The sequence below is a fragment of the Prevotella sp. P3-122 genome, assembly GCF_002251365.1.
In the GTDB taxonomy this organism is placed as follows: Bacteria; Bacteroidota; Bacteroidia; order Bacteroidales; family Bacteroidaceae; genus Prevotella.
The window spans coordinates 1-26506 of sequence record NZ_NPJH01000007.1 but is presented as its reverse complement, the minus strand read 5'-3'; the positions used below and the strand labels follow the sequence as shown (position 1 = coordinate 26506).

28 protein-coding genes, 1 pseudogene and 1 other annotated feature are annotated in these 26506 nt (G+C 45.4%); of the genes and pseudogenes, 18 read left to right on the top strand and 11 right to left on the bottom strand.

Annotated elements, in window-relative coordinates:
* Positions 1-136 precede the first annotated feature (136 nt).
* The 9 genes from CIL02_RS01360 to CIL02_RS01320 form a co-directional block, all read right to left on the bottom strand.
* Positions 137-874, bottom strand: coding sequence for an NUDIX hydrolase (locus CIL02_RS01360; RefSeq protein WP_094398690.1), 738 nt, complete (start codon positions 872-874; stop codon positions 137-139).
* Between the two features lie 334 nt (positions 875-1208).
* On the bottom strand, positions 1209-2558 hold the full coding sequence (locus CIL02_RS01355) for an OmpA family protein (protein WP_094398689.1): 1350 nt from the start codon (positions 2556-2558) through the stop codon (positions 1209-1211).
* 52 nt (positions 2559-2610) lie between these two features.
* Entirely contained in the window at positions 2611-4068 is a 1458-nt protein-coding gene (gene mobV / locus CIL02_RS01350; protein ID WP_094398688.1) for a MobV family relaxase, read from the bottom strand.
* Between the two features lie 263 nt (positions 4069-4331).
* Positions 4332-5252, bottom strand: coding sequence for a hypothetical protein (locus CIL02_RS01345; protein ID WP_094398687.1), 921 nt, complete (start codon positions 5250-5252; stop codon positions 4332-4334).
* Positions 5253-5327: 75 nt separating this feature from the next.
* Positions 5328-5825 carry a hypothetical protein gene (locus CIL02_RS01340; protein WP_094398686.1) on the bottom strand — a complete coding sequence of 166 codons (498 nt, stop codon included), beginning with the start codon at positions 5823-5825 and terminating at the stop codon, positions 5328-5330.
* A 25-nt stretch (positions 5826-5850) separates the two neighbouring features.
* A complete protein-coding gene (locus CIL02_RS01335; protein WP_027324284.1) occupies positions 5851-6258 on the bottom strand; it encodes a hypothetical protein in 408 nt (135 codons plus the stop codon).
* Positions 6248-6610, bottom strand: a complete 363-nt coding sequence (locus CIL02_RS01330; protein ID WP_094398685.1) for a hypothetical protein — start codon at positions 6608-6610, stop codon at positions 6248-6250. Before CIL02_RS01330 ends, CIL02_RS01335 begins: the two co-directional genes overlap by 11 nt.
* A complete protein-coding gene (locus tag CIL02_RS01325; protein ID WP_027324286.1) occupies positions 6610-7065 on the bottom strand; it encodes a hypothetical protein in 456 nt (151 codons plus the stop codon). The genes CIL02_RS01330 and CIL02_RS01325 overlap by 1 nt, the downstream gene beginning before the upstream one ends.
* 12 nt (positions 7066-7077) lie before the next feature.
* On the bottom strand, positions 7078-7923 hold the full coding sequence (locus CIL02_RS01320; protein ID WP_240513486.1) for a hypothetical protein: 846 nt from the start codon (positions 7921-7923) through the stop codon (positions 7078-7080).
* A 603-nt stretch (positions 7924-8526) separates the two neighbouring features.
* On the opposite strand from CIL02_RS01320, the gene CIL02_RS01315 reads away from it, so the two are divergent.
* From CIL02_RS01315 to CIL02_RS01235, 16 genes and pseudogenes are all read left to right on the top strand, one after another.
* Positions 8527-9177 carry a recombinase family protein gene (locus tag CIL02_RS01315; protein ID WP_094398683.1) on the top strand — a complete coding sequence of 217 codons (651 nt, stop codon included), beginning with the start codon at positions 8527-8529 and terminating at the stop codon, positions 9175-9177.
* A 5-nt stretch (positions 9178-9182) separates the two neighbouring features.
* Positions 9183-9983 (top strand): YqiA/YcfP family alpha/beta fold hydrolase, encoded by an 801-nt coding sequence (locus tag CIL02_RS01310; protein WP_027324289.1) that lies wholly within the window; start codon positions 9183-9185, stop codon positions 9981-9983.
* 2 nt (positions 9984-9985) lie between these two features.
* Positions 9986-10285, top strand: coding sequence for a thioredoxin (gene trxA, locus CIL02_RS01305; RefSeq protein ID WP_094398682.1), 300 nt, complete (start codon positions 9986-9988; stop codon positions 10283-10285).
* A 4-nt stretch (positions 10286-10289) separates the two neighbouring features.
* Positions 10290-10586, top strand: coding sequence for a nitrous oxide-stimulated promoter family protein (locus CIL02_RS01300; RefSeq protein ID WP_094398681.1), 297 nt, complete (start codon positions 10290-10292; stop codon positions 10584-10586).
* 16 nt (positions 10587-10602) lie between these two features.
* Entirely contained in the window at positions 10603-11238 is a 636-nt protein-coding gene (locus CIL02_RS01295; RefSeq protein ID WP_170934978.1) for an HAD family phosphatase, read from the top strand.
* 4 nt (positions 11239-11242) lie between these two features.
* Positions 11243-11620, top strand: coding sequence for a YccF domain-containing protein (locus tag CIL02_RS01290; RefSeq protein WP_027324292.1), 378 nt, complete (start codon positions 11243-11245; stop codon positions 11618-11620).
* A gap of 66 nt (positions 11621-11686) precedes the next feature.
* Positions 11687-12250: a flavin reductase family protein gene (locus CIL02_RS01285; protein WP_027324293.1), complete on the top strand. Its 564-nt coding sequence runs from the start codon at positions 11687-11689 to the stop codon at positions 12248-12250.
* Positions 12250-13002: an MBL fold metallo-hydrolase gene (locus CIL02_RS01280; protein ID WP_094398679.1), complete on the top strand. Its 753-nt coding sequence runs from the start codon at positions 12250-12252 to the stop codon at positions 13000-13002. Before CIL02_RS01285 ends, CIL02_RS01280 begins: the two co-directional genes overlap by 1 nt.
* Before the next feature lie 26 nt (positions 13003-13028).
* Positions 13029-14942, top strand: a complete 1914-nt coding sequence (locus CIL02_RS01275) for an alpha/beta hydrolase fold domain-containing protein (RefSeq protein WP_094398678.1) — start codon at positions 13029-13031, stop codon at positions 14940-14942.
* Positions 14943-14972: 30 nt separating this feature from the next.
* Positions 14973-15686, top strand: a complete 714-nt coding sequence (locus tag CIL02_RS01270; protein WP_094398755.1) for an SDR family oxidoreductase — start codon at positions 14973-14975, stop codon at positions 15684-15686.
* Positions 15687-15710: 24 nt separating this feature from the next.
* Complete coding sequence (locus tag CIL02_RS01265) at positions 15711-16268, top strand: NADPH-dependent FMN reductase (protein WP_094398677.1); 558 nt, start codon at positions 15711-15713, stop codon at positions 16266-16268.
* Entirely contained in the window at positions 16269-16538 is a 270-nt protein-coding gene (locus tag CIL02_RS01260) for a DUF1294 domain-containing protein (RefSeq protein WP_094398676.1), read from the top strand.
* A gap of 241 nt (positions 16539-16779) precedes the next feature.
* Entirely contained in the window at positions 16780-16959 is a 180-nt protein-coding gene (locus CIL02_RS01250; RefSeq protein ID WP_027324297.1) for a transcriptional regulator, read from the top strand.
* 229 nt (positions 16960-17188) lie between these two features.
* Positions 17189-18775: a DNA methylase gene (locus CIL02_RS01245; RefSeq protein WP_027324298.1), complete on the top strand. Its 1587-nt coding sequence runs from the start codon at positions 17189-17191 to the stop codon at positions 18773-18775.
* On the top strand, positions 18775-19197 hold the full coding sequence (locus tag CIL02_RS01240; protein ID WP_094398674.1) for a hypothetical protein: 423 nt from the start codon (positions 18775-18777) through the stop codon (positions 19195-19197). Before CIL02_RS01245 ends, CIL02_RS01240 begins: the two co-directional genes overlap by 1 nt.
* A 455-nt stretch (positions 19198-19652) precedes the next feature.
* Positions 19653-20668: pseudogene (locus CIL02_RS01235) on the top strand (transposase).
* Positions 20669-20821: 153 nt separating this feature from the next.
* Here CIL02_RS01235 and CIL02_RS01230 read toward each other — a convergent pair.
* Positions 20822-21862, bottom strand: coding sequence for a YafY family protein (locus tag CIL02_RS01230; RefSeq protein ID WP_094398673.1), 1041 nt, complete (start codon positions 21860-21862; stop codon positions 20822-20824).
* Between the two features lie 431 nt (positions 21863-22293).
* Here CIL02_RS01230 and CIL02_RS01225 point away from each other — a divergent pair, with 431 nt between their 5' ends.
* Both CIL02_RS01225 and CIL02_RS01220 read left to right on the top strand, forming a co-directional pair.
* Entirely contained in the window at positions 22294-23466 is a 1173-nt protein-coding gene (locus CIL02_RS01225; protein ID WP_094398672.1) for an RtcB family protein, read from the top strand.
* A 102-nt stretch (positions 23467-23568) separates the two neighbouring features.
* Positions 23569-23652 (top strand) — a sequence feature (23S ribosomal RNA rRNA prediction is too short).
* A gap of 308 nt (positions 23653-23960) precedes the next feature.
* Positions 23961-25484: a TROVE domain-containing protein gene (locus CIL02_RS01220; protein WP_094398671.1), complete on the top strand. Its 1524-nt coding sequence runs from the start codon at positions 23961-23963 to the stop codon at positions 25482-25484.
* 327 nt (positions 25485-25811) lie between these two features.
* On the opposite strand, the gene CIL02_RS01215 is transcribed toward CIL02_RS01220, so the two are convergent.
* Positions 25812-26506, bottom strand: a 695-nt coding sequence (locus CIL02_RS01215) for an IS4 family transposase (protein ID WP_141210075.1), incomplete at its 5' end; no start/stop codon positions are given.

Here is a 26506-nt window from a genome sequence, read left to right as displayed (position 1 = left end):
CTAATTGTGCAATTTTTGTCCAAGGATCAGTCTCGGAGTATTCATGCGCACAGCCGTCTATGTAAGAGCGTACCGAATGAGGTAAACTCAAATCCGAAGTTCGGATTACTGTAATTGATTTCATAACCAGATATTATTAAAAGTCAAAAGGATATTTTCTCCATTCCTTGGATGCACTCGCCTTATCAAACGCTTCTTCGTCAAAAGAATACACATAGAGGGTACGTTGGGAAGCAACTTCATCCATGTCACCAGGAAGCATAGTATTGCATACGCGATTATCTTCCTGTTCTTTTTTTGATAGAAAGCCAGAAGCCTCCATCTTACGCATGAAGTTACGCCGGTCGTACTTCTTCTCATGTATCAGTTCGTAGATACGCTGCAGTTCGTCCATCTTAAACTCATTGTCCAATAGTTTGAAGGCGATGGGCGACACTCTCAGTTTCTCCTGTAGTTTCTTTCTCGCCATACTGATAATCTCAGCATGATCAAAGGCTAAAGGTGGCAGGTGATTCCACTCATGCCATTGCGCCTTGTTTGCATCGTCACCAGCCAACACCTTGAAGTCATTTTTGCTCACTAAGGCAAAGAATGCAACCGTCAGCACCCTTTCACGAGGGTCACGATTGACACCGCTGAATACATGGAACTGCTCCAAATAGACATCTTTTATATTTGTCTCTTCGCAAAGTTCTCGTTTGGCTCCCTCCTCGACCGTTTCGTCCATACGGAGGAAACCTCCTGGCAAAGCCCAACTCCCTTTATATGGTTCCAGACCTCGCTCTATGAGGAGAATATTTATGCTCGACCCATCAAAGCCAAATATTACACTGTCTGTAGTGACAGCAGGATGAGGATATTTATATGTGTACATACTACATGGTTTTTCAATTACTGGTGCAAAGATACTGCGTTATTTTGACGCAACCAAATATTTTGGCGTAAAAATGACGCGATAAGCGAAAATTTTGATTATTCCGAGCTTTTTGAGCATAAAAGGAGAAGAATTATTCGGTATCTTCTGTAATGATGTCACCATAAAAGCAAAGGTGCCTACTCATCACGAGCAAGCACCCAGTTATTATGAAAAAAAGTTTTTAGTGCGTTCAATATTCATGGAACAGGCATTGTCTATGACTATGTACACATGTATAAGTGTGTACATGTATTCATTAACACACGACTGAACGCCTGCTTCAAGCATTTGACTACTTGGACAGAACCACGATAGTGAATCGGTTGGCTTCATTCGCTTCGTACTTGTCTATACCGCCATAGTTCTTAATCTGTATCTGGGACTCTTTTATACCCCGTTCCACGAGACACTTGGCAATATAGTTGGCACGTCGTTGCCCGAGTTCCTGGTTTCCTGACTGAGTACCTGTAGCACTGTCTGCTGCACCTGATATTGACACTTTCAGATTCTCATCTTTTGCGATACGTGCAATCTCATCGAGATTGACCATTTGAGAATCGTCAACGAGTTTGTCCGAGTTGATTTGAAAGAAGAAATACACAGGTATTCCCAGACCTATTCTTATCTGGTTAGTGTGACCATCTTCATCTGTCAAACCCTCATTCTTACCATTGCCATCCGCTTTCCAATCCTCAGAGTCCATGTTGCTGTCCTGTAAGTTTGAAGAGCCAGACATGGAGAGACGGGCACGGAGAGAGTTGAGACCGCTGTAGCTGTTTTTCGGATAGATGGTTTTGACATCATCTTCTCCAGCCAGTCGTTTTTGAAGACGGGCATTCTCCATTTTCATCTGGTCGATGTAGTCTCTCAGATATACATTTTCCTCAATATAGGGAGCAGCGTCAATGACACGCTTCCATCCTGTCTTGCCAATGGTAAAGGACAAGCCTGCTGAGACGGTTAGCATGTGGTCCCCGAATTTTGTTGAGGTGCCGATGTCATCAAAGTTCTTGGCTGTTGTCATTCCGCTTATCCCGGCAACGAGATGAAGACGGTCATTGAGGCGGTATCGTGCCTCGATACCATATGAAAAGGCGAACGGATGGCTGCCACTTGAACCTCCTGAGCAAGTACATGAGCCCGACCAGTCAGAGTTGTGTATCATACCAACTCCAAGATATGGTATCACATCCCAAAGAGGTATTCCATTCTCGTTACAGCGTATGCCGGATGTCAGGTTATACATGAAGTCAGCGTGAATGAACTGATATTTCATGCTTTTGAACTCAGCATTCTTGAATGACAGTCCTTGGAATCCTATACGTCCACCGATTGCGGGTGTGAACCACTTGCCGAGTTCCACCTGCAATGCAGGCTTCACTCTGTCGAACACATCCCCACAACCGATGGGCGACCCAAGAAAAGCAGAAGCCCCGCCCTTTACTTCAATGAACCAATTTCTACCCCAGTTGGCTGCTTCGCTGACATTCTTGAGATATGTAGGATTGCCAGACAAGAGCATAGGCTCCTGACTGAACGATTTCTGATGAATGATACTGTCCTCATACTGGTGGACAGGTTCTGCCTTTATCGTCATTGCTGCAAGGCAGGACATAGATATGATAAGAATTTTCTTTCTCATTTTGTGTTATGGATTTAATTGTTAATACGAGGTGTAAACAAACGAGCTGATGTCACATTTTCTTTTTTCTGATGACAGAAGGCTTGCACATCTTACGAGCCATGGCCAGGCATCGGCGTGCCCACTCACGGTCATCTTCATCGGGACGTTGTCCCCAGCCGGAACTGGGACCACCTCCACCGCCACCATGAGTCTGAGCGATGGTTGTAGCATCATCGATGAAGCCACATACCAGATTGAGCGCAACCTTTACGACATGGTTCCCTTCCTCTGCCAGCTGCATGAGCAATGTACCGTCGAAGTCGAGCTTGACATTATCTGGCAGTTTGGGGAAACGCGAAGTGAACTCCTGTGCCATCGTATCAAGGATGACACCATTCAGATGATAGCTCATATTGTGAGCCCATGAAAGTTCAGACCTGTTGGCTTTCTCTTCCAGTTCACTTGCCTGCTGCTCTATCTCCGCCTTATCCTTGCGGAGAGTGTCAAGCAACTGGTTAGTCTCATCGAGTTTCTTCTCTTTGTCTGCCAGTTTCGTCTCAACCAAGGCCTTCTGCTGCTCCAGGTGCTGAATCTTACGGGCAATCCCCGCACTGATGCTATCGCTGTTGGCTTGCAGTTCACGTAACGGTCGGAGCTCATCCTCCAGCCTTTCCTTCTCTGCCTTCAGATTCTCTATCATAGAGGTGAAGGACTTCTGTTTTTTCTGGGCAATAGCCAGTTCGACATTGAGGTCTTTCAGAGCTCTTCGGGTGTTATCCATCTGAGCTTCGAGTGTCACACATTCGTTGGCGAGCCATCGCCGGTACTCTTCCGTCGAGCGGTGTCTGGCACCAGTCTCTGTTATCGACACCCCTCTTGTAAGACCCCATTTCTCGTTCACCTTTGCCAGCTCATCATGCAGCGCAAGCATGTAGTTCTTGAAATCAACACGGTTCTGACCATGGAAGATTTTCTTGAATGCGAACTTCTTTTCCTCGTCAATAGGAAGAAGCGCACAATGCACATGAGGGTTTTTCTCGTCACAGTGGACAATGAACGATATGATGTTTTCTTCACCATATTTGTCAGCCACGAAACGATAGATGTCCTTTGCCCATTCCTCTATCTCTGGCATTCTGCGGATATGCTCATTGCCCTTCTTACTCTCGAAATCTACCTCTTGGTTGCCAAAGGCTAACTCACGCATACGTTCTGTAGAGCCACCGAAGATGAAGTTGACCACTGTTCGGTAGCGTGGTTCATCCAGTCCTTCGTTGGGGTCTTTGATGCCACGTGAGGCAAGATTTTCTGCCATACGTCTTGTTAACGGACGGCTCTTGTCTATTGGGGTCACGATGCCACCCCTCTGGATCTCGAAGTTGAGATGTTCGCGGCTTCTGTCGTAGTTTCCCTCACGCATAGCCTGCTCCCATCCCTTGTCCGTCCATGCCCTCAGCTCCTCGTTGCTTGACTGTGCAAGCCCCTTGGAGGTCTTGATGTCCATGACTTGTTTTCCTGCTTTACTCATATTCAAATGTTATTATGATACCATCTTCAAAGCCTTTTTTCAGTCGGCTAAACAACGTCTCTTAGATGAGCATTTCTGACCCAGCTTGCTGTTTATCTGGTCAGCCCTCCCGACAACGTTAGGAGGTCGGGGTATTAGGCTTCCCGAGACTGAAAAAAAGTGGCACGTGCAAGCACGCTGCCTATCGTTGCTTAACTCCATTCAGCAAAGTGCCTACGGAGCGTCTGAAACGCTTTGGCGAGATGGTTATTATAAAGGGTGATTCAATAGTCATTGTTTTCAGCAGAAGAAGAGACCGAAGGGGGCTGGGTCGGTGGCTGCTTATGTCCGCTAATTGAGGGAAATGGAGGGTTATCGTAATAGGTGGATTCAACACCTGAGCTGTAATGCTCGAAGATGCAGTCCATGAGAATTACCTCACCCTTTGAATACTCCGATGTCACTTCTGCCATATAACTTGGCTTGCTGTTGGTGCGTAGTGCAGCAGCCATGATGCCAAGTGTAGCAATCACTTTGTGCCAGTCCCAGACATGGTCTTTACCGAACAGGAGCCCGACCGAGTCTGATAACTCTTCAGGCAATTGTTTGTGTGCATCGAGGACATGAAGCATCGATACTGCCAGGCCGTCGAATATGACAGTCTGCTCATTAAGCACGTGTCGTGCAGGTATTCCGCCATTCCCTTCTTTCTTCGCCATGTCCAACTTCAAGGCATAATACCGGTTGTAAGATTCCGCCACCTCCTTTGCTCTTGTCCTGCCTTTGAGATAGCGCACAAACTGCATGGCACAGAAGTCAAGAATATCGTCTGGTGTCTCAACAAAGAGAGACAGACGCTGTGAGAGGTTGACCGAAAAGATGAAGCTCTTGGAGTAAGGCTTGGCAGAAATATGTCCGAGGTTTGCCAGCCCTGCGATAAATTGCCGTACAGTGGCACGCTGCCATTTCCATTGGCGTGAAAGTTCTGAGATGGTGGCAACGAACTGGCCAGGCAGCAACTGCAACGCACCTTCGGCTTCAGGTGTGGCGTATGCACCTGCGGATGCTCTGGACAACAGGTCGCAATAGGCTTCGAGCTTGCTGTAACGTTCCTCCGATTTGGGTTTGAGAAACTCCAGCAATGAACGATCCACACTTTGTGGAGTCTCTCCCTCAGAAGAGACATGTTTTGATGATTGGTTCATTTGAGTCATTCTTTAATTTGATATGTTATTTACCAGAGCAAGTGTTGTCTAATCTCTGCCACAAACAAGTGGCATTTAATAGTAGTTTTTGAATATCTGTTCCAACCGTTCTTCATGCTTTTTGAGCGGTTTGGAATCATCGCAAAGCGCAAGCACTTTTTCAGATGGGTAAAAGACCGCTGCCATACTGAGTGTGAAGAACAGATGAAAGACACTGTTCATATACGGAATGGCATAGCAGACCATTGCCACAAATACAGTGAAGAACCAAAGCCGCTTCCTCTCATGCAACAGTCTCAGTGCGCTAACCATAATCTTTCTGGATATAAGAATCAGAGTAATGAGACTGGAGAGAGCCACAGCTATGTTCGGGTCTGTCATACAGCAGCACCAGTTGATGAAGATGAGAAGGAACGTAACCATGCTGACATAGAAAAGCTTGCTGTTACGGAGTGAGACCATCTTCCACATGAATGTTTTCATAAACTTGTATTCCTTCTTGTATAGACAGAAGAACGCCACCAAGAGCAGGAAAGGGAAGATGAAACGAATGATGGTAAGAGTCAGTGTCATATTTAATCGTTATTTTATTTGAGGATTATTTTGAGGCAGATTCCAATGACTCCAGTCGTGCAGCAATGTATCTGTTCAACTGGATGTTATAACTGGGAGACATCTGGTCAATCTCTGGGTCTTTTGAAAGCTTTTCATCTGCCTCAATCAGGAGACGAAGATACAGATCGACATTAGAGCCATGGTCAGTCTGAGCGTGGATGTCCTCCTTCTCAGTTTTTAGTAGAGAGCCGACAGGCTGCATTGTATCGGGGTCAATATCATCGGGCAACTGATAAGCATTCCGAATACTACGCATGACCAACAGACAGAAGAACACAATCAGGCACAGTATGGATTTGGCCATCAGGTTCAAGTCAAACACCATCATTGCAAGCACACTTAGCACTATGATGGTAATGTAGAAGGCATATACCTTTTTCTTAGTATTCATAATCGTCGAGTTCAAGTTTTATTATTCCAAAAGATGCTTTTTCGATAATGTATTCAACATCACGCAATGTGAGGGCATTCCTCTTGACACGTACAGATGCGGACGGGTCTTTCCTGCACAGGGCTGCCACTCCTTGGTTCAAGTCATATTCACTTATATTCCATGTGCGTGATTTGATGAAAGAGTAATGCTCTCTGTAACTTTGAAGAGTGATAGCCTTGTAGAACAGGGTTTTCAACACACCATCCTGAGGTATTCTCATCTCTATAAGCCTTTCCGTGTCTATGACCTTTATCCATGTCCTGTTTTGATGTATGATGTCAGCTATAAGATAAAACGTTCTTTTCTCCATCAAAGACCGCAGTTGAAGTCGTTCATGATTTGAACATGTTCACGTTTCACCTTGAAGGTTCCACGCTTCTCGTGAAGACGTAGGTCTTCAAAGAGGTCAGCTGACATCACCTCAATGGAGTTGTATATCGTGACATTGAGCTGGTGGACAAGTCCGTCAACATGTGTCTTGCAGTTAATCTTGAACATCCGTTCCGTGACGGGGAAGCAGTAGGCGCAGCTCTCATGGCCGAAGACCGTATCAACTGGTGGTTCCAGATGATAGAGGATGGCAAGATCAGCATTCATTTCCAACATTTCCAGGACATTCTCCATAGACTGAGGCTTGGGAACGTCATACAGAAGAATGGCGTAATCCTCATAGGAAGTGACCTTGCTGAGGAAAACATTATCTATGAGATCTGGCAGGATTACTGGTCCTGACGTTTTGAATTTGTAGATGGCTTCCTGTAACATTTTCGAGGTTGATTAGAGAGTTGATATGTATAAACGCATGAGCTGTGTTGGCAATTTATCGGACAGTTCCTTGTCTAAAAGATGTTTGCTGTCAAGCCTTGAAACAATCGCCTGGAAGTCCTTCGCAATATCTGTCATGGCTTGTGACTGTTCGGGAGTAAGCATTGCCACGCCAAAGGAATCCATCGACAGGTACGGCTGGAGCATCATCCACAAATAGGCATTGGCTTGAGGAGCATCTTTTATCTTACCTCTTTTTAGTACCTCGTGGCAGATCTTTGCATTGAGAATCAATCGGCGGTTGGTTCTCATGGACATATAAACCAGTGCTTCCTCTGCGGAAATTATCTTCTTGGAGGCATTTGAATATACATTTGTACAGATGTCGGTTGTCAGGTTCGTAATGCCAGTCATATTCATTGAGGAGCATTTGTCAAGATGCGCAAGAAAAGAGCGGAAGTGTCTGTCCTCATTGGCTATGTAATTGAGGAACTCTTTCTTTGAATGGATTCCCATCCTGTTCACCTCAGAAAGGTACTTGGAGTAGTCTGCAAGTATCTCATGTACATCTTTATTATAGATTGGATTCTTATCCAAGCTGGAATAGAAATTACCAGCAGCCTGTTTTAAGGAATCAAGTCCACTCTCTTCAGCATATTTAGATGTGTGTAATTTCACGTATGCCACATCGCTCAACGTGCATTTATCAGCCAGTCTTAGCAGAGCCGTGCGGATGGAGTCCGTGTTTTCCGCAAACACCATTGACAAGCCGGCATGAGCTGTGAACGCTGGGTCTTTCTCGATGTAATGAAGGACTGTATCTGACAACTCTTGCCACTGGTTGATGTAAGCAGCCATTTGTTCAGAATTGACTACTTGTTGTTCCTGTATGGAATGAAAGAAGCTATTATATTTCCTCAAAGCGTCCTCAGAAGACTCAAAATCATATTGAGTTCCAGTAGAACACGAAGAGGAAATAAATAAGGTACATAAAAAAAGCAAGTGAAAGATTAAACTCTTATGAGTCTTTTTTCTTTCACTTGCTTTACTTTCTTTCATTTCGCTTTTGAGACCTGAAGCAGAAGGGTTGCAAAGGCAACGCTGATAATGGAAACAGTGTGGTATTATCCTATATTTCATTGGCATTTATGTGTTAAATTCGAGTGCAAAGATACGGATATTTTTCCATACCACAATGAAAATAATGCCACTTTAAATTATTTTGTTATTCATACTCTATAAAGTATGATAAATTACCAACCATGGAAAGCATTAAACAAGGTTAAATAATCAAGAAAGGTTAATTATATTGCCTCAGTATGATTATTATTCTGAATATAATTTGTAACTTTGCACGCAAAATAGAATGATGCGTATGACCAAACCTCACTACCACAAACGGATGGCTGTAAGGTTAGGTTGTATCTAACCATCATAATATCAGATAAATACCTTTTTACAATGGCAAAAATTGGCTACATCATGGCTATCTCCCAGTACGACAGACTGGAGGAAGACCGAAAGTGGATGAACGACTATGGTTGCATCCGTATCGTTGAAGAAAGTGACGAGAACGAACGCAACAGACCGCTCTGGAAACAACTGATGGTTGCCCTGCAAAGGGGCGACGAACTTGTTATATCCAAGTTTTCCAATGCCTTGCGTGGCAGTCGGGAACTGGCAACATTTCTGGAATTTTGCCGAGTCAAGGTCATCCGTATTGTAAGCATCCATGACCAGATTGATTCAAGGAACGAGCTGTTTCCCGAAACAAGGCCGTCCGATGTATTGGAAATGATGGGTGCTTTGCCGGAAGAGGTTCTTGCCCTGCGTAAGTCTGCGGAGCATGTCGTCAATTTACAGGAGAAGATGATAGTGTCACTACCTACCGTCTCGTCAGCAAAGATGCAGAAGCTCGACAGAGAAAAGACAGTCATCAACCTGTATGTTGCAGGTCATCCCATTGATGAAGTATGGAGAGCCAGCGGTTTCAGAAGCCGAAGCTCTGTGTTCCGCATACTGAACAAGCATGGCATCAAGCTGAACCGTGGCAATCATTCTGGGCCAATCAAGAGAAAGGGCATATCTGACAATCCACAAGACAAAGAATAAATAGCATGAAAAAGATACTGTTCCTACATGGTTTCTTTGCTACTGGCAGCTGTCCGATGGCGAGAGTACTGAGGGAGGCCTTTGATGGGCAAGCCATCGTGCTGACTCCCGATCTGCCTCTCCATCCCAAGGAAGCACTGAAATACATACGCATGCTTATCGACAAGGAGAAGCCAGACCTGCTCATAGGCAACAGTTGCGGGGCTTTCCTTGCACAGATGCTTTCTCCTGTCGTTGGCATCCCTGCCTTGCTCGGTAATCCTCATTTCAAGATGACGGACTTCCTGAGAGAACGCATTGGCGAACATGAGTACAAGGCTCCGCGCATGGACGGTAATCAGACAATAGTCATCAACGAATCACTCATCAATGAGTTTGAGCAGCTCGAAGCCTTACAGTTTGACTATTGTAATCCGTATTACAAGGATCGTGTGTGGGGACTATTTGGTGAACAAGACACACTGGCTCATTTTGAGCCGTTGTTCTTGCAGCACTATAACAACAGCTATCACTTCCCTGGCGGACACACGCCCACAGAGCAGGAAGTCAGGACTTGGTATGCCCCGTTGGTACAGAAGATGCTCATGGAGTATTCAGTTAAAGAAGAAAGATTTTTCCGTCACTTCAAGGGAGGAATGTACAAGTATATCCATTCCGCATATGACAGCGAGACTCAGGAACGCATGGTAGTATATCAAGCATTATATGGTGAGGAAGCATACTGGGTTCGTCCCGAGAAGATGTTTTTCGAGAAAATAACAAGAGACGGAAGGACATTTAACCGATTCACAGAAATAGACAGATAAAGATGGAAACATTCAAAGACGTTATATCAGGCGACCAACTTGTCTTGGTCGATTTCTTCGCCACATGGTGCCAGCCATGCAAGATGATGCACCCCATCTTGGAGCAGGTGAAGACAGTGCTGGGTGACAGAATCCGCATCATCAAGGTGGATGTAGATAAGTACAGCGTAACAGCAAGCCAATACCGCATTCAATCCGTGCCTACGCTGATGCTCTTCCGAAACGGAGAAGTATTGTGGCGCACAAGCGGTGTGGTAGATAAAGCCGAACTGCTGGCTACGCTTGATCCATTCTTAAAATAAAAAGATGAAAAGAATAAAGGAAGAGCAGCGAGTTGTGGAGCAGATGATACGTTTGTACTGCAGGAAGAAGGAGGGCAATAATGAATTATGTCCTGGGTGCCAAGAGTTGCTACAGTACGCTACTGCAAGACTGGAACGCTGTAAGTTTGGCGAGAACAAACCAACTTGCAAAAAGTGTCCCATCCACTGCTATCGTCCTCAGATGAAAGAACGAATGTGCAAAGTGATGCGCTGGGGTGGGCCAAGAATGACTTTGTATCACCCGGCAGCTGCCATCAAGCATGTCATAAGAGAATTGTAACAATAAGAAAATGAGCATGAAACAGATAGAAACACTCGTCTTTGATTATGGAGGTGTCATCGTGAACATTGATGATGCTTCTGTTGTGAAATCCATGGAGAGCCTGGGCGTAACGGCGTTCAAGCGACTAATCCATGTCCGCAAGATCAAGAGACTGATGCACCAATATATTAATGGTCTTGTAGCGGAATCAGAAACATTGAAAGAGATGCTGAGTCTTTGCCGTAAAGGAACCACAACCGAGGATATTGAAAAAGTGCTCGAAGAGCTGTGTGGTAATCTGCCCGTAGAAAGACTGGAAGCGTTAGTCAAACTTCGGAAGCAGTACAAGGTCTATCTGCTCAGCAACATCAACGACACGCTTTGGCAGAAGTCGGTCTGTCTGATGAAGCAGCATGGATATTCCACGGACGAGTTGTTTGATGAAGTATTCCTCTCATACGCCATGCGGAAGGAGAAGCCATCCGTCGAAATCTATGAAGAGATGACGAAACAGACTGGATTGAATCCTGCCACCACCCTCTATTTCGATGACCGTGCCGAGAATGCCGAAGCTGGCAGAAACTTCGGCTTCCAGAGTGTACTGGTAAAGACCAATCATCTGGAGGAGCATCAGGAATGGCAAGAAATTAACAAGAATACAAAAGAATAATTTTATGCGCATAATAGGAAACTTACTTTGGTGGCTCTTCGGAGGTCTCGAAGCTGCCATCGGTTATTTCACCGGGAGTCTGGCTCTTGCATGTACCATCATCGGCATTCCCTTTGCAATACAGACATTCAAGATTGGTCTGCTCTGCCTATGGCCTTTTGGTTCTACGGTAAGAGAAACGAACAGTCCAACTGGTTGCATTCGCATCCCGCTGAATTTACTCTGGCTGATTTTCGGAGGTTTGTGGGCTTGCATCATGCATCTGTTCTTCGGCTTTCTCTTATGTATAACCATTATCGGCATTCCTTGGGGAAAACAGCATTTCAAGATGGCCGGGCTTTCGCTCGCACCATTCGGCAAGGATGTGGAGTTGGGAATTTAAAGTGATACAGATTGCGCTGATGGCGTATTTACACATGAATAGATAACAAAATAAAGAACGAAGCATATGAAAAGTTTTGCACCAAAGCCGTGGGTAGTACCACAGCCTGTGCTGATTATAGGCACATATAATAAGGATGGAGTTGCCAATGCAATGAACGCTGCCTGGGCAGGACAGTGGGACATGAAAGAGATTATGATCTCGATGGGAAATCACGTTACCACAGACAACCTAAAAAATGGCGGTGAGTTTACCGTTGCATTCGCTACCAAGAAAACCATGGTGGGTTCTGATTTCGTGGGTATTGTTTCTGCCAAGAACGATCCAAAAAAGATGGAGAAAACAGGATGGAACATCAAGAAGGCAACTATGGTTAACGCTCCCGTATTTACAGATTTTCCTATGACTTTGGAGTGTCGCATCAAGGAAAAGATTGACGAGTCGGAAGAGGGCTATTACATCGTTGCAGAGATAGTCAACATCCTTGTGGATGAGAACTATCTGGCAGAGGATGGCAAGCCCGACATGGAGAAGATGGAACTCATCGTGTTCGACCCGATACATCATGGTTACATCGAACTTGGCAAGACCATTGGAAAGGCATTCTCAGACGGTAAGGCTTTGAAATGATGACACTCAGATACATCTTCCATAGTGGCTTCCTTATTGAAACGGCTCGGTGCATCCTGGTCTTTGACTACTGGATGGATCCAGCCGATGTCATGAGTGGGTACATGAATACATGTAAACATGTGTACGTGTTTTCAAGCCACTTCCATGAGGACCACTTCACAAAAGAAATCTTCAAGTGGAAGAATCGCATCCCCAATATCACATACATCCTGTCAAAGGATATACTCAAACGAAGAAGAGCGCAGAAAGAGGATGCCGATGTATGGATGGCCAAAGGAACGGTATGGGAAGACGAGAACCTGAAAGTGTCAGCCACGGGCAGCAATGACAGTGGCGTGAGCTGGATTGTTGAGACAGAAGGTAAAACCATCTTTCACGCTGGTGACTTGTGCAACTGGTACGCACGCTTTCTTGTTGACGGCACGCCTGAAGGAGAGGTCTTCAGTGAAGAGTTTGGTCAATACATCAATCCTGTGGCAGAGGAGAAGCGGTTCCTTGGTGAACTTAAAGACATCCGAAAGATTACCGACTCGTTTGACCTTGTGATGTTTCCAGTGGACGGACGCATTGGCAATGGCTATACGCTTGGAGGGCGTCAATTTATCGACCGCTTCAAGGTTGGGATGTTTGTTCCAATGCACTTTGTCATGAGTGGGTTTGAGAGTGCGTGGCGCATGGAGCCTTTCTGCAAAGAAAAGGATGTCCCCTTTTGGTGCATCGGGCACGAAGGAGACAGCATAACAATATAATATTAACACATTAAATCGTTAAAACAATGGACGCAAAAGAAAAAGTATTAGCAACAATGAAAGAGGCAGGTCAGCCTCTTAACGCAGGTAAAATCGCAGAACTCAGCGGTCTCGACCGCAAAGAGGTAGATGCAGCCATGAAGCAGCTGAAGGCAGAGGGCGCAATCGTCTCTCCTGTTCGTTGCAAATTCACCCCCACGGGAGGAACTCAACGAGTGAGCGAAATCCTACTCTTTCTGCTTCTCACCTTTTTCCTGGCTTACATCCAGACTACAGAGGCGAAAAGTCAATCCCCATGTCTTTCATATGGGGCAAGCATTATGAATGGAGAATTATATTGCGGTCATCAGGAGGATAGTGCTTTTGCCATGCACAGCGTCATGAAATTTCCACAGGCTTTATACGTAGCAGACTACTTGCACAAGAAAGGACTGACACTGAGCGACTCTGTTCTTGTACACAAGGACAGTCTGGACGCTGAGACATGGTCGCCTATGCTTTCAATATTTGAAGGTATGCGTTATTTCACATTTGCAGAGTTAATAGAATGGTCATTGAAACAGAGCGACAATAATGCGTGCGACCTTTTGTTTGCATCATGCGGACAGCCGGATGCAGTAGAGAAATATATCCATACGCTTGGATTCAAAGACATCCATGTGCAACTGACGGAGAAGGAGATGAAAAAGATTCCTCATAGAGCCATAGAAAACTCAGCCACTCCAAAAGAAATGGCAAGGCTCTTGGAGTGGTTTTATCTTCATAGGGATGACAACAAGAATCTCTCCTTTATCTGGGATACAATGGCTGATTGTAATACGGGTCAGCAACGCATAGCAGCAGTCTTGCCCAAAGACGGCAAACTGATTCACAAGACAGGTTCTGGTTTTCCTTCTTCTGACGGAAGACAAGATAGAAACGATGTTGGGATCGTTCTGTTGCCCGACGGTTCTCACTTATCAATTGCCATCTTCTTCCCAAAGTCAAAAGAGGAGAAAGAGGTGGCAGAGGTAGCAGAACAATGTTTGATGCGCATCCAGGCAGATGGATTTCTACGTAACATGCCGTCAGACCTACAACACAAACAGACATTGGCTATACTCAGAGCTATAGATGGAGATAACAAAGAGTTGACAGCTGTCCGCAATGCCCGGAATGCTCCACCCAAGTATTCTGACCATGTGGAAACAAAGATGATTACCCCATCCATGCGCCTTTATGAGCCCAAGGGAAGTCAAGACCAACGCCTTCCAGTCTTGTTGTATCTGCATGGAGGAGGCTGGACTTTTGGGAGCATCAATAGTTGTGGAAGGTTCTGTGATGCCCTGGCTGCATCGGGCAAGATGAGAGTTATAGCTCTTGACTATCGTTTGGCTCCAGAGCACCCTTATCCTGAAGGACTGGACGATTGTATCTCTGCCGTCAATTACATCATCAACCATGCTGCAGAGCTGCATATTGATGTCAACCACATCACCATTGGCGGTGACAGTTCGGGAGGCAACCTTGCCCTGGCCACAGCTTTGTCAGAAACATGCCGCGGCAAAATAGAATCCTTGCTTCTGTTCTACCCTGTGACAAAGGCTTTTGACGATGGTTCGGAATCATGGAAGCAATATGGTAAAGGCTTTGGTTTGGATGCCGAAATCATGGAAGCTTTCAATCGGGCGTACACCATCAATGCAGACAATCGCTGTTCCGCCATCAGCGTAGGCCTGTGTAGTGATGAAGAGTTGAATATGCTTCCGAGAACTTTACTCATAGCTGCAGAAAGGGACATTCTGCGCGATCAAGGATTGAATCTTGCAGAAAGAATGTGCGGAAAGATACAACGGATAGAATATAAAGGAGCCGTACATCTTTTCATCACAGTTCCCGGGCAGGATACGGCATTTGACAGAGCAGTCAAAGATGCCATTGGATTTATATGTAACAAATAATTGAACGTCTACTACAATAAGATAACCGCTATGGAATATAAAGATAAGGTGGCAATCGTGACAGGCGGTGCGCATGGCATCGGCAAATGTATCGCAGAGGAGTTCCGAAAGAGAGGGGCTTCTGTTGCGGTCATTGATGTGCGAGAGGGAGACCACTTCGTTGGGGACATTTCCAAGAAGGAGGTGCTGGAAGCCTTTGCCGATGAAATAATCGGCAAATACGGTAAGGTGGATTATATCATCAACAATGCCCTTCCTCTGATGAAGGGGTTGGATGAATGTACGTGGGAGGAGTTTCAGTATGCCTTGACAGTCGGGATTACTGCACCTTTCTATCTTGTCAAGCTGCTTGCTCCGTATTTTGCCGTAGGAGCATCGATAGTAAACATATCATCCTCGCGCGACCGCATGAGTCAGCCGCAGACAGAGAGCTACACTGCTGCTAAAGGAGGTATTGCTGCCCTCACCCACGCCCTTGCCGTCACACTTCGGAACAAGGCAAGGGTCAACTCCATTTCGCCAGGATGGATAGACACTGATTATAAGGAGTACGATGGCGCAGATGCGGTGCAGCAGCCTGCAGGACGTGTTGGCAACCCGATGGACATCGCCAATATGGTGCTGTTCCTCTGCTCCGACAAGGCAGGATTCATCACAGGCGAGAATATCTGCATCGACGGTGGCATGACCCGGCAGATGATTTACCATGGCGATCATGGTTGGACATTAACCGAGATGCAATAATGAAAATCAAAATATACGAAGACAATGAAGAAGATACTTTTTATCATCGGTTCCTTACGCAAGGAATCGTTCAACAAGAAGCTCGCAGAAGAGGTGGAAGAGATGCTTGCCGGGCGTGCGACGGTGGAATATCTCGACTATTCGGATGTGCCGCTGATGAATCAGGACATCGAGTTTCCTGCGCCCGAAGCGGTCAAGAGAGTGAGGGAAAAAGTAGCAGAGGCGGATGCACTCTGGATATTCTCTCCTGAATACAATTACAGTTACCCAGGTCATTTGAAGAATCTCATCGACTGGCTGTCACGTCCGCTCATAGCAGGAGATCGTCAGACTCCGCTTGCCATCAACGGCAAGAAGGTGGCTCTTAGCGGTGCTGGTGGCGCATCGGCAACATCCAAGTGCCGTGAGAAACTTACCGAACTGCTCACGCTGCCGTTTATCCGTGCAGAAGTAATGACAGAACCTCAGACTGGCATCCAACTGAATATGGAGGCTTGGACGGAAGGGCGCATGATACTGACCGAAGCACAAAAGAAGAATCTGAGATTGCAGGTGGACGCTTTCCTTGAATACATCGGATAAATGGAAGAAATCATCTGTTATCTCCTTGCAATCAACATTGCCACATTCCTCTTGTACGGCATTGACAAGTACAAGGCAAAGAAAGGCAAATGGCGCATATCAGAAGCTACACTACTGACGATGGCTGCCATAGGTGGCAGTATCGGAGCATGGGCAGGTATGCGACTTTGGCATCACAAGACGATGCACAAGAAATTCAAGTATGGCATACCTTTAAAAATCATTATGCAGATTGCCTTAGTGGCCTATCTGCATACAATCATATTATGACCGTACCGAGTATTGAATCATCTACACGAGAAGAGCGTTTGAATTATGTCCTGAATGAATGGAAATGCTTACACAACTGTGAGTTGTGCGGCAAATGCCATGTTCTTAAAGGCCGATGCGAAGAATTGCTCTATGCCGACTATATAGACGGCAAGCGGTCGTATATGGATATAACATTGGAAATAAGAAGCAACAGATGAGTCTATGACACTAGATACAACCTATAATAATCGTTAAAACAATGGACGCAAAAGAAAAAGTATTAGCAACAATGAAGGAGGCAGGACAGCCTCTCAACGCAGGTAAAATCGCAGAGCTCAGCGGTCTCGACCGCAAAGAGGTGGATGCAGCCATGAAGCAGTTGAAGGCAGAGGGCGCAATCGTCTCTCCTGTTCGTTGCAAATGGGCACCAGTAGAGTGATGGTACAGGACTCGACAACATATTATGTATGGATAGGCGGGTCATGTGACTACGGTCATAAAGAACCGACGCACGAAGCAAGAGCAGAATCCCAAGCTCGCTTGGGTTATGCCTTGCAAGAAGGAGGAAGACGAAAGTTAACGTGCTGGTGGTACATGACATGGCAACATAAGCATCAAGGAAATAGCAAGGATATGCGAGACATATCATCTTAACAATCAATAGTATTATGGCCGAGGACAACCGTACATATATAGCCATCGACCTGAAATCGTTCTTCGCCTCTGTGGAGTGCGTAGAACGTGGTCTCGATCCGCTCACCACCAATCTTGTTGTGGCAGACGTGAGCAGGACAGAGAAGACCATCTGTCTGGCTGTCTCCCCTTCCCTCAAAGCCTACGGCATTGGAGGAAGGGCACGACTGTTTGAGGTTATGCAGCGGTTGCGTGAAGTTAACCGACGAAGGAGCGAGCGGAGAGCCGAGCTTGCTCGGGCTATCCCGAGCGAGGAGGAGGAAGACGCAGTCAACAATGAGCGAAGGTACAAGAGCCCTTTCTGTCGCCTGACTGGAAAGTCGTGGAAGGACGAGGAACTCAAAGTTCACGAAGATTGGGAAGTTGACTACATTGCTGCCCCTCCTCGCATGGCCAAATACATTGAATACAGCACACGTATCTATCAGATATACCTGAAATACGTCGCTCCAGAGGATATTCACGTTTATTCCATCGACGAGGTCTTTATGGACGTAACGGCTTACCTTGACACATACAGGATGACGGCACATGAACTTGCCATGACCATGATACGTGATGTACTGAAGAATACCGGGATAACGGCTACTGCCGGCATCGGCACAAACCTTTACCTCTGCAAGATAGCCATGGACATCATGGCAAAGAAGGCTCCTGCTGACAAGGACGGTGTGCGCATTGCGGAACTCAATGAGATGAGTTACCGGGAACAGCTGTGGGACTATACCCCAATCACCAAGTTCTGGCGTGTGGGCAAAGGCATAGCAGAAAAACTTGCTCAATATGGTATGTACACCATGGGCGATGTGGCTCTCTGTTCCGTAGAGCGTGAGGGACTGCTTTACAAGCTCTTTGGTGTAAATGCGGAACTCCTTATCGACCATGCCTGGGGATGGGAACCTGTCACGATGGACTATGTGAAAGCCTATCGACCTGAGACCAATTCGCTGAGCAGCGGACAGGTGCTTACAGAGCCCTACACATTCCATAAAGCAAGGGTCGTTGCCCAGGAGATGGCGGATGCCGTTGCTCTCGACCTTGTGAGCAAACGGCTCGTTACAGACCAACTGGTGCTGACAGTAGGCTATGACATCGAGTCTTTGACGAACCCAGACATTCGTGACAGCTACCATGGCGATGTCACGACAGACCATTATGGCCGTCAAGTACCAAAGCAGGCTCATGGAACCGCCAACTTGGACAAGCACACTTCATCTACCAGACAGATTATGAAGGCTGTAGCATCCCTCTACGACCGGATTGTCAACCCCAACCTGCTGATACGTCGCCTAACACTAACAACCAACCATGTCATCAGTGAAGAGAGTGCCAGAACAACGAGCTCCACTCCCATACAGTTAGACCTGTTCACCGACTATGAAGCATTGGAGGCACAACATAAAGCCGAGGAAGAGGCACAGGCTAAGGAGCGAAGGATGCAGGAGACACTGCTGAGTATCAAGAGCAAGTTCGGCAAGAACTCCATACTTCGGGGACTAAACCTTGAAGAAGGGGCTACAGCCATAGAACGCAATAAACAGATAGGAGGACACAAAGCCTAATGGATAAATACGCCCATATCATTGACTTGCCCCACCATGTATCAAAGGTCAGGCCACAAATGACCATGTATCAGCGTGCAGCTCAGTTCGCTCCCTTTGCGGCTCTAACAGGGCATAGTGCAGCCATCAGTGAAACGGCAAGACTGACAGACAAGGCGATAGAACTCTCTGAGAGTGAGTGCGAAGTGCTCAACCAGAAAATCACATTACTTTTAGCGCACCTCGACGGACATCCGTATGTCCGCATTACATACTTTGTTCCTGACTTGCAGAAGGAAGGTGGCAAATATGAGACACATTCGGGTCTCATCAAGTCCTGGGATGAGTACGAACAAAAGATTACCTTCGACGACAACACGCAAATCAAGGCAAGTAAAATCATTGATATAAAAGGAGAACTGTTCGACAACAGAGCATTTTGAATGTCCATCACCGATTGAAATGTAGCCACATTTTAGCAGTTAAGAATAAAGACTGGTAAAAGCTGAACAACTAATTAGGATGTCCAGTTCGTTGTGCAAAAATTGAATATCCTAATTCTGAAGTTCATGTCGGTAATTGTCGCGCTGTAAGCGCAAAAGCGCATAGCCCAGGGTAGAGCGTAGCGACACCCTATGTTATTTCATGTAGTTGATGGTCGCCCCTGCTAAGGGCAAAAACGTAGATAACGGCAGGACAAATTACTCTTTTGCCCTTTGCCTTTCCTTGCAGCCGGCGACCTTTGGTTCAGGGCGTTGCTACTGATATTTGTACATCAAACTGTACACCCTAACTAAATAGACAGAATAGTTGGACTAAATAGAAATGCCTATTTTCCTGAAACATCGTACCTTTGCACCCAGATTCAAACATCGTTTAAAAAAAACTTAAAGGTAATATGAGAAGTAGGATTGAAGGGCTCACACCTTTTGGAGGCATTTTTTCAATCATGGAGCAATTTGACTCCATGCTTTCACTTATTATCGACCATACACTTGGTCAGAGATGCCGCAGTATTATCGGCTATCAATACAGCGAGATTGTCCGTTCGCCGATGAGCGTGTACTTCTGTGGAGGCTCATGCGTGGAGGATGTAACATCGCATCCAATGCGCCATCTCTCATATCATCCAATGCTACGTACATGCAGTTCTGACACCATCCTCAGAGCCATCAAGAAACTGACACAGGATAACATCTCCTATACTTCTGATCAGGTCAAGACCTACGGTGAGATAGAGAAGCATTGTACGCACTTCTACATCCGCGCCAACAGATGCAGTTCGCTCTACGATGACTTGTTTGCACTGAGGGGATGGAAGACGGAGGAAATCGGGCGGCATCCAGTTTGAACTCAATTCTATTCTCGTTGAGAAATGGGAAGACAAGTGCTATCGTCTTGTCATTCAGAGACAAAGACGTACAAACGGTGATCTTGACTTATGGGAAGGTGAATACACTTACCGTTGTATTCTGACAAATGACTATGACTCATCTACAAGAGACATCGTCAAATTTTACAACAAACGTGGTGGCAAGGAACGTATATTCGATGATATGAACAACGGATTAGTAATGCTACCTTCGTTTCTTGCGCTCGGCATAGTCCAAACAAGTTTGTCCTCTGCGCTCGCTTAAAGAAACGTTCGACTGGAACAGGCTCCCAAAGTCGTTCATGGCAGAGAACACGGTCTTTCTTCTGCTTACGGCATTGATACACAATTTCTATAAGACCATCATTAGCAAGCTTGACACCAAGGCTTTCGGGCTCAAGGAAACGAGTCGCATAAAGGCTTTTGTCTTCAGCTTCATCTCCGTACCTGCCAAGTGGATCATGACAGCAAGGCAATACGTGCCGAATATCTACACAGAAAACCGTGCCTATGCAAGACCCTTTATAACTGAATTCGGGTAAGAGTTTATTCTTTGTGGTTAGAACCTGTGTATTGCCTCAAGTCGCATTGTGGGGTAAGGGGGGATGGAGTACCGAATCGGACAATACGCGCGTTTCAACTATCATGATTGACGTGTCCAAGCACTTTGCTGCCATGAAGAGTGCTATTGGAGATTACTTGCGGATGGGAGGTTCTACATTTTCATCATACAAATCAGCTGCTTCACGGAGTTTTTCTCGCATATAAGCACATGCTTGGCGTGGGTAGATGATCTTGATGCCAGGACCATAAGACATGAAGACGGAGTACATCTCGAAGTTGATAACAACCTCAATTTCAAAGATGCAGCTACCGTCTTCTTCGTTTCTACGTTTCAATTTCTGCGAAGGGTGAACTGGTTTTGTCATGATATACTGACTCTGTTCGCGCGATGCCCAGAACTTAATGCGTCGTGGGGTGTTCTTGATATTCTTACTCACTCCAATCACATCGTCAAAGAAGTGTTCTGAGTCGAAATCTGGATTCTCACGAAACGGCACATCCACGGGTTCTACGCTAACGATACGGTCGAGAGCAAGATTGAAGAGCAAGAGGTTTGTTGCCTTACTACCAAAGAGAAACCAGCGGTTGCGAAACTCCTTCAGAAGGTAGGGACAAAGGATGTACTCCTGTGGCTGGCGAGCTGAAAATGCCTGATACATAATACGCAATGTCTGCTTGTGGGCGATGTAGTTGTACAGTGGATTGAGGAGTTTCAACCCCTTCAGATCAGGCACGTTATCAAAGTGAATAATCGGCTTACGGTTGTTCTGACTAATAGATAGTTTGTCCTGAAGACGACTTACCACATCACTCATTTCCGAGAACTGATCGAAGTCCTGAAGCTGGCGAAGCATATCCACAGCCTCCTGCATCACCTCATAGTCATTCTGTGACAATGGCATATCAGTAATGCTATAATCCTTGTCGGCATAACGATAATACTTATGCTCATACACCTCGATTGGAGCATTATAGCCGAGTTTATCTGAGCGCATCATCTGAATATCCCCCTGGACAGTACGTACAGACACACCTTTTCGGATGCCTTCCATATCATAGAGAGCATCACTACAAGCATCAACCAAGTCTTCGAGTGTCCAACGGCGATAGCGGTTGCGAAGACAATTATCTATGGTTTTGTAACGAATGAGAGCGTTCTTATTTGCTGGCATGGTCAAATGATATTTAGTTGCTTTTTACGTATCTCAACAATGAGATCATTTACGAAACCCACATCCACTTTCTCACGGATAGTAGAAGTAGCCATAAGCTGGTTCATATGTTCCTGATCAGTTTCAAGTCGTTCGATAAGTTCGTTGGTGCAAAATTACAAAATATCTACTCAATCTATTTGCGCAGTTCACGGAGAATGCACTTTTTTCATTGATTTTTAGCAGATTTTTGCAGTTACGCAGAAAGATTGCGTAGTGCGTATCTAACTTTGCACTCGGAAATCAGAGACGGGCACCGAGCAAGCTCGACAAGCCCTATTTCTTTCGTGCGAGGATGCTTCGCACGTTGTCACTCGCAATCCGGAACACCAGATGTGTATAGAAATGAGCTAACGCACCACACATTATTAATATTATTAAGAAAGAAAACTATGGAAGTTAAAATCATCAACAACCGTCCTGTTAAGATTTGGACGAACGATGTGGAGGAAACGGCAATGCGTCAGATAGAGAATCTGACCACCCTACCCTTCCTCCATCATCATTTAGCAATCATGCCTGACGTTCACGCTGGTATGGGAATGCCAATCGGTGGTGTGCTGGCATGTGACGGCGCAGTAATACCGAATGCCGTTGGCGTGGATATTGGTTGCGGCATGTGCGCTGTAAAGACCAATTGGAAGATGGAAGATCTGCCGCCACATGTTATCCGTAAGGAAATCATGAAGGGCATCCGTGCAAGAATCCCACTCGGAATGGAGCATCACAAAGAGGCTCAGGATGCAAAGTATCTGCCACAAGGTCACGATATTGATAAAATGGAGATTGTAAAGCGTCGTCAGCATTCTATACTCCATGAGGTTGGTACGCTTGGAGGCGGCAACCACTTCATCGAACTTCAGAAGGACGAGGAAGGAAATCTTTGGATTATGATCCACTCTGGTTCACGTAACCTTGGAAAGCAGGTTGGAGATTACTATAACAAGATTGCTGTCTCGCTCAACGAGAAATGGCACTCGGTTGTATCACCAGAAATTCGCCTGCCTTTCCTTCCTCATGGGACAAGAGAGTTCGGGGCATACTGGAACGAGATGAAATACTGCATCGACTTTGCACTTTGCAACCGCAGGCTCATGATGGAGCGCATACAGGAAGTCATTGCTGATTCTCTGAAAGGCATTGAGTTTGAGCCAATGATCAACATTGCCCACAACTATGCGGCCTTTGAGCACCACTTCGGCAAGGACGTAATTGTTCATCGCAAGGGAGCGACACTTGCTCGTGAAGGTGTAATCGGCATCATCCCTGGTTCACAGGGTACTGCTTCATACATAGTTGAAGGCCTTGGCAATCCAGATTCATTCTGCTCTTGCTCACATGGAGCTGGTCGCGTATTATCACGTAAAGCAGCAATCAAAACCTTGGATATGAATGCAGAGGTACGCAACCTTGAAGCAAAAGGCATCATTCATGCAATCCGTTGTCAGGATGACATGCAGGAGGCATCTGGTGCTTACAAGGATATTGACACCGTCATTGCCAATGAGTCTGATCTTGTAAAAGTAAAGACGAAGTTACTTCCAATTGCTGTGATAAAGGGATAGTATTTCATTATACATATACTCTAATTTGACACCTTAGAGGATTATCGTAATTTTGCACCACGAAACCGATTGCCGTAGAAAAGAATTACTTCTCATGATGGTCTGGTCTTGATGACAGCTAGGATTTAGGCTTAGAGGCAGCCATAATTTAAAGAATGCGTAACAGCTCACTAGTCGAATGACCGGCACCCAGTTGTCTGGGTGGACTAAACTTCTTTTCAAGTGTTGCATCGGTACATAGAAACATGCCAACTGCCGTAGTGAAGACTTACTTCGAGTATGTCTAGTTACCATAAACAGTCTTTGCGTTAGTTGCGTTGGCTTAATACATACCAGTTGCCGTAGTAACAGATTACTTCGCGATCCAGGTAGCCTTATCCTAACAAGGAATGATGAACGGGAGTTCCTTACTCCCAGAATTCAGAAAGGGCATATAAAAGAGCCGTTACGCCTGTTGCACTGGTTCTATTTTCAAACATTTAACAACAAACATTATGTCAAAGTTTAACACTATCGTCAAGGAAGAGTCACAAGTACTCAACCATGAAGGAGCTGAATCATTCAAGCTCTCTCCAGAGATGGAGTTGTATACCGCCGTCGTTACATCTTCACTCTCAAACAAATTCTATGAGACGGCTGAGGAGCAGATAAATCGTATGTCTGCACTAATCAGCAAGTGTGACCATAAGTTTGTTGCACAGCTCGCGGTGTATGCACGTACGGAAATGAATCTCAGAAGCATACCATTGTTCCTCGCTGTGGAACTTGCCAAGTTGCATAGCGGTGACAATCTTGTGAGTCGCACCATTGAGAAAGTCGTTCTTCGTGCCGACGAGATTATGGAACTCCTTATCTGCTACCAGTGGCGTAACAAGAAGGAAGGGATAAAGAAGCTTGCTCGTTTGTCGCACCAGGTTCAAGTAGGTCTTCAGCAAGCATTCAACCGCTTCGACGAATACCAATTTGCAAAATACGACCGAGACAATCTCGAAGTGAAGCTTCGCGACGCCCTGTTTCTGGTACACCCAAAGGCTAAGGATGATGCTCAGCAGGAGTTGTTTAACAAGATTGTAAACAAAACTCTTCAGACACCATATACTTGGGAAACAGAATTGTCGGCTCTTGGACAGGAGAAGTATGAGGATGCAGAGGCGAAAAAGGCTGCATTTGCTGAAAAATGGACAGAACTCATTGCTAGTGGCAAGTTGGGTTACATGGCTCTGTTGCGTAACCTCAGGAACATTCTCGAAGCTGATGTTGATGACAACACCATCAAGGATGTTGCGGAACGCATTGGCGATGCTCAAGAGGTCTTGAAGTCGAAGCAATTTCCATTCCGTTTTCTCTCTGCTTATCGAGAACTGAAGACTGTATGCAACGGCAAAGTCCCTATAATTATGGATTCGTTGGAATATGCGGTACAAGCTTCTGCACAAAACATCAAAGGATTCAGAAAAGAGACTCGTGTTCTGATTGCTTGTGACGTATCTGGTTCGATGTATACTCCAATAAGTCCAAAAAGCTCTGTGAAGAACTATGACATCGGACTTGTACTTGCAATGTTATTAAGAAATCGCTGCGAGAATGTAGTGACAGGTATCTTCGGAGATACTTGGAAAGCCGTTGCTATGCCTTTACGAGGTATTCTAAGTAATGTTGAACAGATGTACAAGCGTGAAGGCGAGGTAGGTTATTCTACTAATGGCTATAAGGTTATTGAATATCTTCGTAATAAGAGCATTCAGATGGACAAGGTGATGATGTTTACCGATTGTCAGATGTGGAACAGTTATGGCAGCGGTCAAACGATTCAATCGGAGTGGAAAAAGTATAAAGAGATTGCACCTAAAGCGAAGCTCTACCTCTTCGACTTGAATGGCTATGGACAGTCACCATTGAATTTGGTAGACAATGATTTAGTTCTCATTGCTGGATGGAGCGACCGAGTATTTGATATGCTTGATGCTATCGAGCAAGGTGGTAACGTTCTTGACCAGATCAAGGAAATTGAATTATGAGGAAAAGTCTGCTGCCGTAGTATGGAGATACTTCGATTATTCTAGAGATTAGCTTACAAAGCACCAGATTCATAACCTGGGTAACACTCTCCATGCGATTGTTGCGCAGACTTTCTTTTCTGATTTACTCCATGAGTAGAACAAGGTTAGAAACCGATGTTAGCTAAAATTCTACTCTTGATTGTACGAACATAGTCCAGAAGGATGGTCGGGTTAATAGCCTTGCCATCCTTTTTGGTTGGGTTTATCAGAAATATGGAGTAACGCATTATAATATATTATTCTTGAAGTCATTAGTGTCCCGTTAAAAATGGGACGAAGTTAAATTTAATCAAATAGTCCCTCAAAGAGGGGATAATCGAGTTCTTTGACATCGTTGAAATTAGTCTTTTCGAAGAGATCTCTCAGTGGAGTCTTATCCGTTAGTGAGATGCTCAAAATCTGCAGGACCTCATAGGTTGACCGCTTTAGTTGCATGTCGTGTTGGACGATGGCGACAAGGCAGTAAGTTATGATTGCAGAGCAAATTTGTATTCTGACAGCGTTTTCTGTAGTGCCCCAGAATTTCTTAATTTTGGGATGCTGCTTGAGCCACTTGAAGAACAACTCAATCTGCCATCGGTTCTTGTAGAGATTGGCAATTTCGAGAGTGGTAAGATGGAATGCATTCGTCAAAAATGCGAAGTCTCTATCTTGCTCGTCATCGTGAAATCTCACAAGTCGAAGTTTCTCAGGACACTTCTTCTGTGTGTTCACATCCGTGAGTTTAATAACGGAATCAGAAAGCACATCCTTAGGCAATCTACGTTTCCATTTCGTACACTTGTACTGCAAGTTCTTCTTCGCCCGAACCACGAAGTATGATTCATTCAGACAAATCTTGTAGAGTTCCTTGAATGCATTGTAGCCTCGGTCAAATACATAGTATGAGCCTGATTCATAGGGAATCTCCTTCATTGCCTTTGAATCGTGTACCGATGCAGTCGTAATATGGAAGAAAGCTGGGACCTGAGACTCTAGAT

Bases quoted from the DNA above. Each gene is read 5' to 3' on its own strand.
- CIL02_RS01225 (WP_094398672.1), top strand. From the start codon at position 22,294: ATGGAAGTTAAAATCATCAACAACCGTCCTGTTAAGATTTGGACGAAC.
- CIL02_RS01320 (WP_240513486.1), bottom strand. From the start codon at position 7,923: ATGGCTGCTTACATCAACCAGTGGCAAGAGTTGTCAGATACAGTCCTT.
- CIL02_RS01315 (WP_094398683.1), top strand. From the start codon at position 8,527: ATGGCAAAAATTGGCTACATCATGGCTATCTCCCAGTACGACAGACTG.
- CIL02_RS01290 (WP_027324292.1), top strand. From the start codon at position 11,243: ATGCGCATAATAGGAAACTTACTTTGGTGGCTCTTCGGAGGTCTCGAA.
- CIL02_RS01295 (WP_170934978.1), top strand. From the start codon at position 10,603: ATGAAACAGATAGAAACACTCGTCTTTGATTATGGAGGTGTCATCGTG.
- CIL02_RS01265 (WP_094398677.1), top strand. From the start codon at position 15,711: ATGAAGAAGATACTTTTTATCATCGGTTCCTTACGCAAGGAATCGTTC.
- CIL02_RS01280 (WP_094398679.1), top strand. From the start codon at position 12,250: ATGACACTCAGATACATCTTCCATAGTGGCTTCCTTATTGAAACGGCT.
- CIL02_RS01345 (WP_094398687.1), bottom strand. From the start codon at position 5,252: ATGAACCAATCATCAAAACATGTCTCTTCTGAGGGAGAGACTCCACAA.
- trxA (WP_094398682.1), top strand. From the start codon at position 9,986: ATGGAAACATTCAAAGACGTTATATCAGGCGACCAACTTGTCTTGGTC.
- CIL02_RS01300 (WP_094398681.1), top strand. From the start codon at position 10,290: ATGAAAAGAATAAAGGAAGAGCAGCGAGTTGTGGAGCAGATGATACGT.
- CIL02_RS01220 (WP_094398671.1), top strand. From the start codon at position 23,961: ATGTCAAAGTTTAACACTATCGTCAAGGAAGAGTCACAAGTACTCAAC.
- CIL02_RS01285 (WP_027324293.1), top strand. From the start codon at position 11,687: ATGAAAAGTTTTGCACCAAAGCCGTGGGTAGTACCACAGCCTGTGCTG.
- CIL02_RS01260 (WP_094398676.1), top strand. From the start codon at position 16,269: ATGGAAGAAATCATCTGTTATCTCCTTGCAATCAACATTGCCACATTC.
- CIL02_RS01310 (WP_027324289.1), top strand. From the start codon at position 9,183: ATGAAAAAGATACTGTTCCTACATGGTTTCTTTGCTACTGGCAGCTGT.
- mobV (WP_094398688.1), bottom strand. From the start codon at position 4,068: ATGAGTAAAGCAGGAAAACAAGTCATGGACATCAAGACCTCCAAGGGG.
- CIL02_RS01335 (WP_027324284.1), bottom strand. From the start codon at position 6,258: ATGAATACTAAGAAAAAGGTATATGCCTTCTACATTACCATCATAGTG.
- CIL02_RS01330 (WP_094398685.1), bottom strand. From the start codon at position 6,610: ATGGAGAAAAGAACGTTTTATCTTATAGCTGACATCATACATCAAAAC.
- CIL02_RS01250 (WP_027324297.1), top strand. From the start codon at position 16,780: ATGGACGCAAAAGAAAAAGTATTAGCAACAATGAAGGAGGCAGGACAG.
- CIL02_RS01355 (WP_094398689.1), bottom strand. From the start codon at position 2,558: ATGAGAAAGAAAATTCTTATCATATCTATGTCCTGCCTTGCAGCAATG.
- CIL02_RS01230 (WP_094398673.1), bottom strand. From the start codon at position 21,862: ATGCCAGCAAATAAGAACGCTCTCATTCGTTACAAAACCATAGATAAT.
- CIL02_RS01275 (WP_094398678.1), top strand. From the start codon at position 13,029: ATGGACGCAAAAGAAAAAGTATTAGCAACAATGAAAGAGGCAGGTCAG.
- CIL02_RS01360 (WP_094398690.1), bottom strand. From the start codon at position 874: ATGTACACATATAAATATCCTCATCCTGCTGTCACTACAGACAGTGTA.
- CIL02_RS01245 (WP_027324298.1), top strand. From the start codon at position 17,189: ATGGCCGAGGACAACCGTACATATATAGCCATCGACCTGAAATCGTTC.
- CIL02_RS01340 (WP_094398686.1), bottom strand. From the start codon at position 5,825: ATGACACTGACTCTTACCATCATTCGTTTCATCTTCCCTTTCCTGCTC.
- CIL02_RS01240 (WP_094398674.1), top strand. From the start codon at position 18,775: ATGGATAAATACGCCCATATCATTGACTTGCCCCACCATGTATCAAAG.
- CIL02_RS01325 (WP_027324286.1), bottom strand. From the start codon at position 7,065: ATGTTACAGGAAGCCATCTACAAATTCAAAACGTCAGGACCAGTAATC.
- CIL02_RS01270 (WP_094398755.1), top strand. From the start codon at position 14,973: ATGGAATATAAAGATAAGGTGGCAATCGTGACAGGCGGTGCGCATGGC.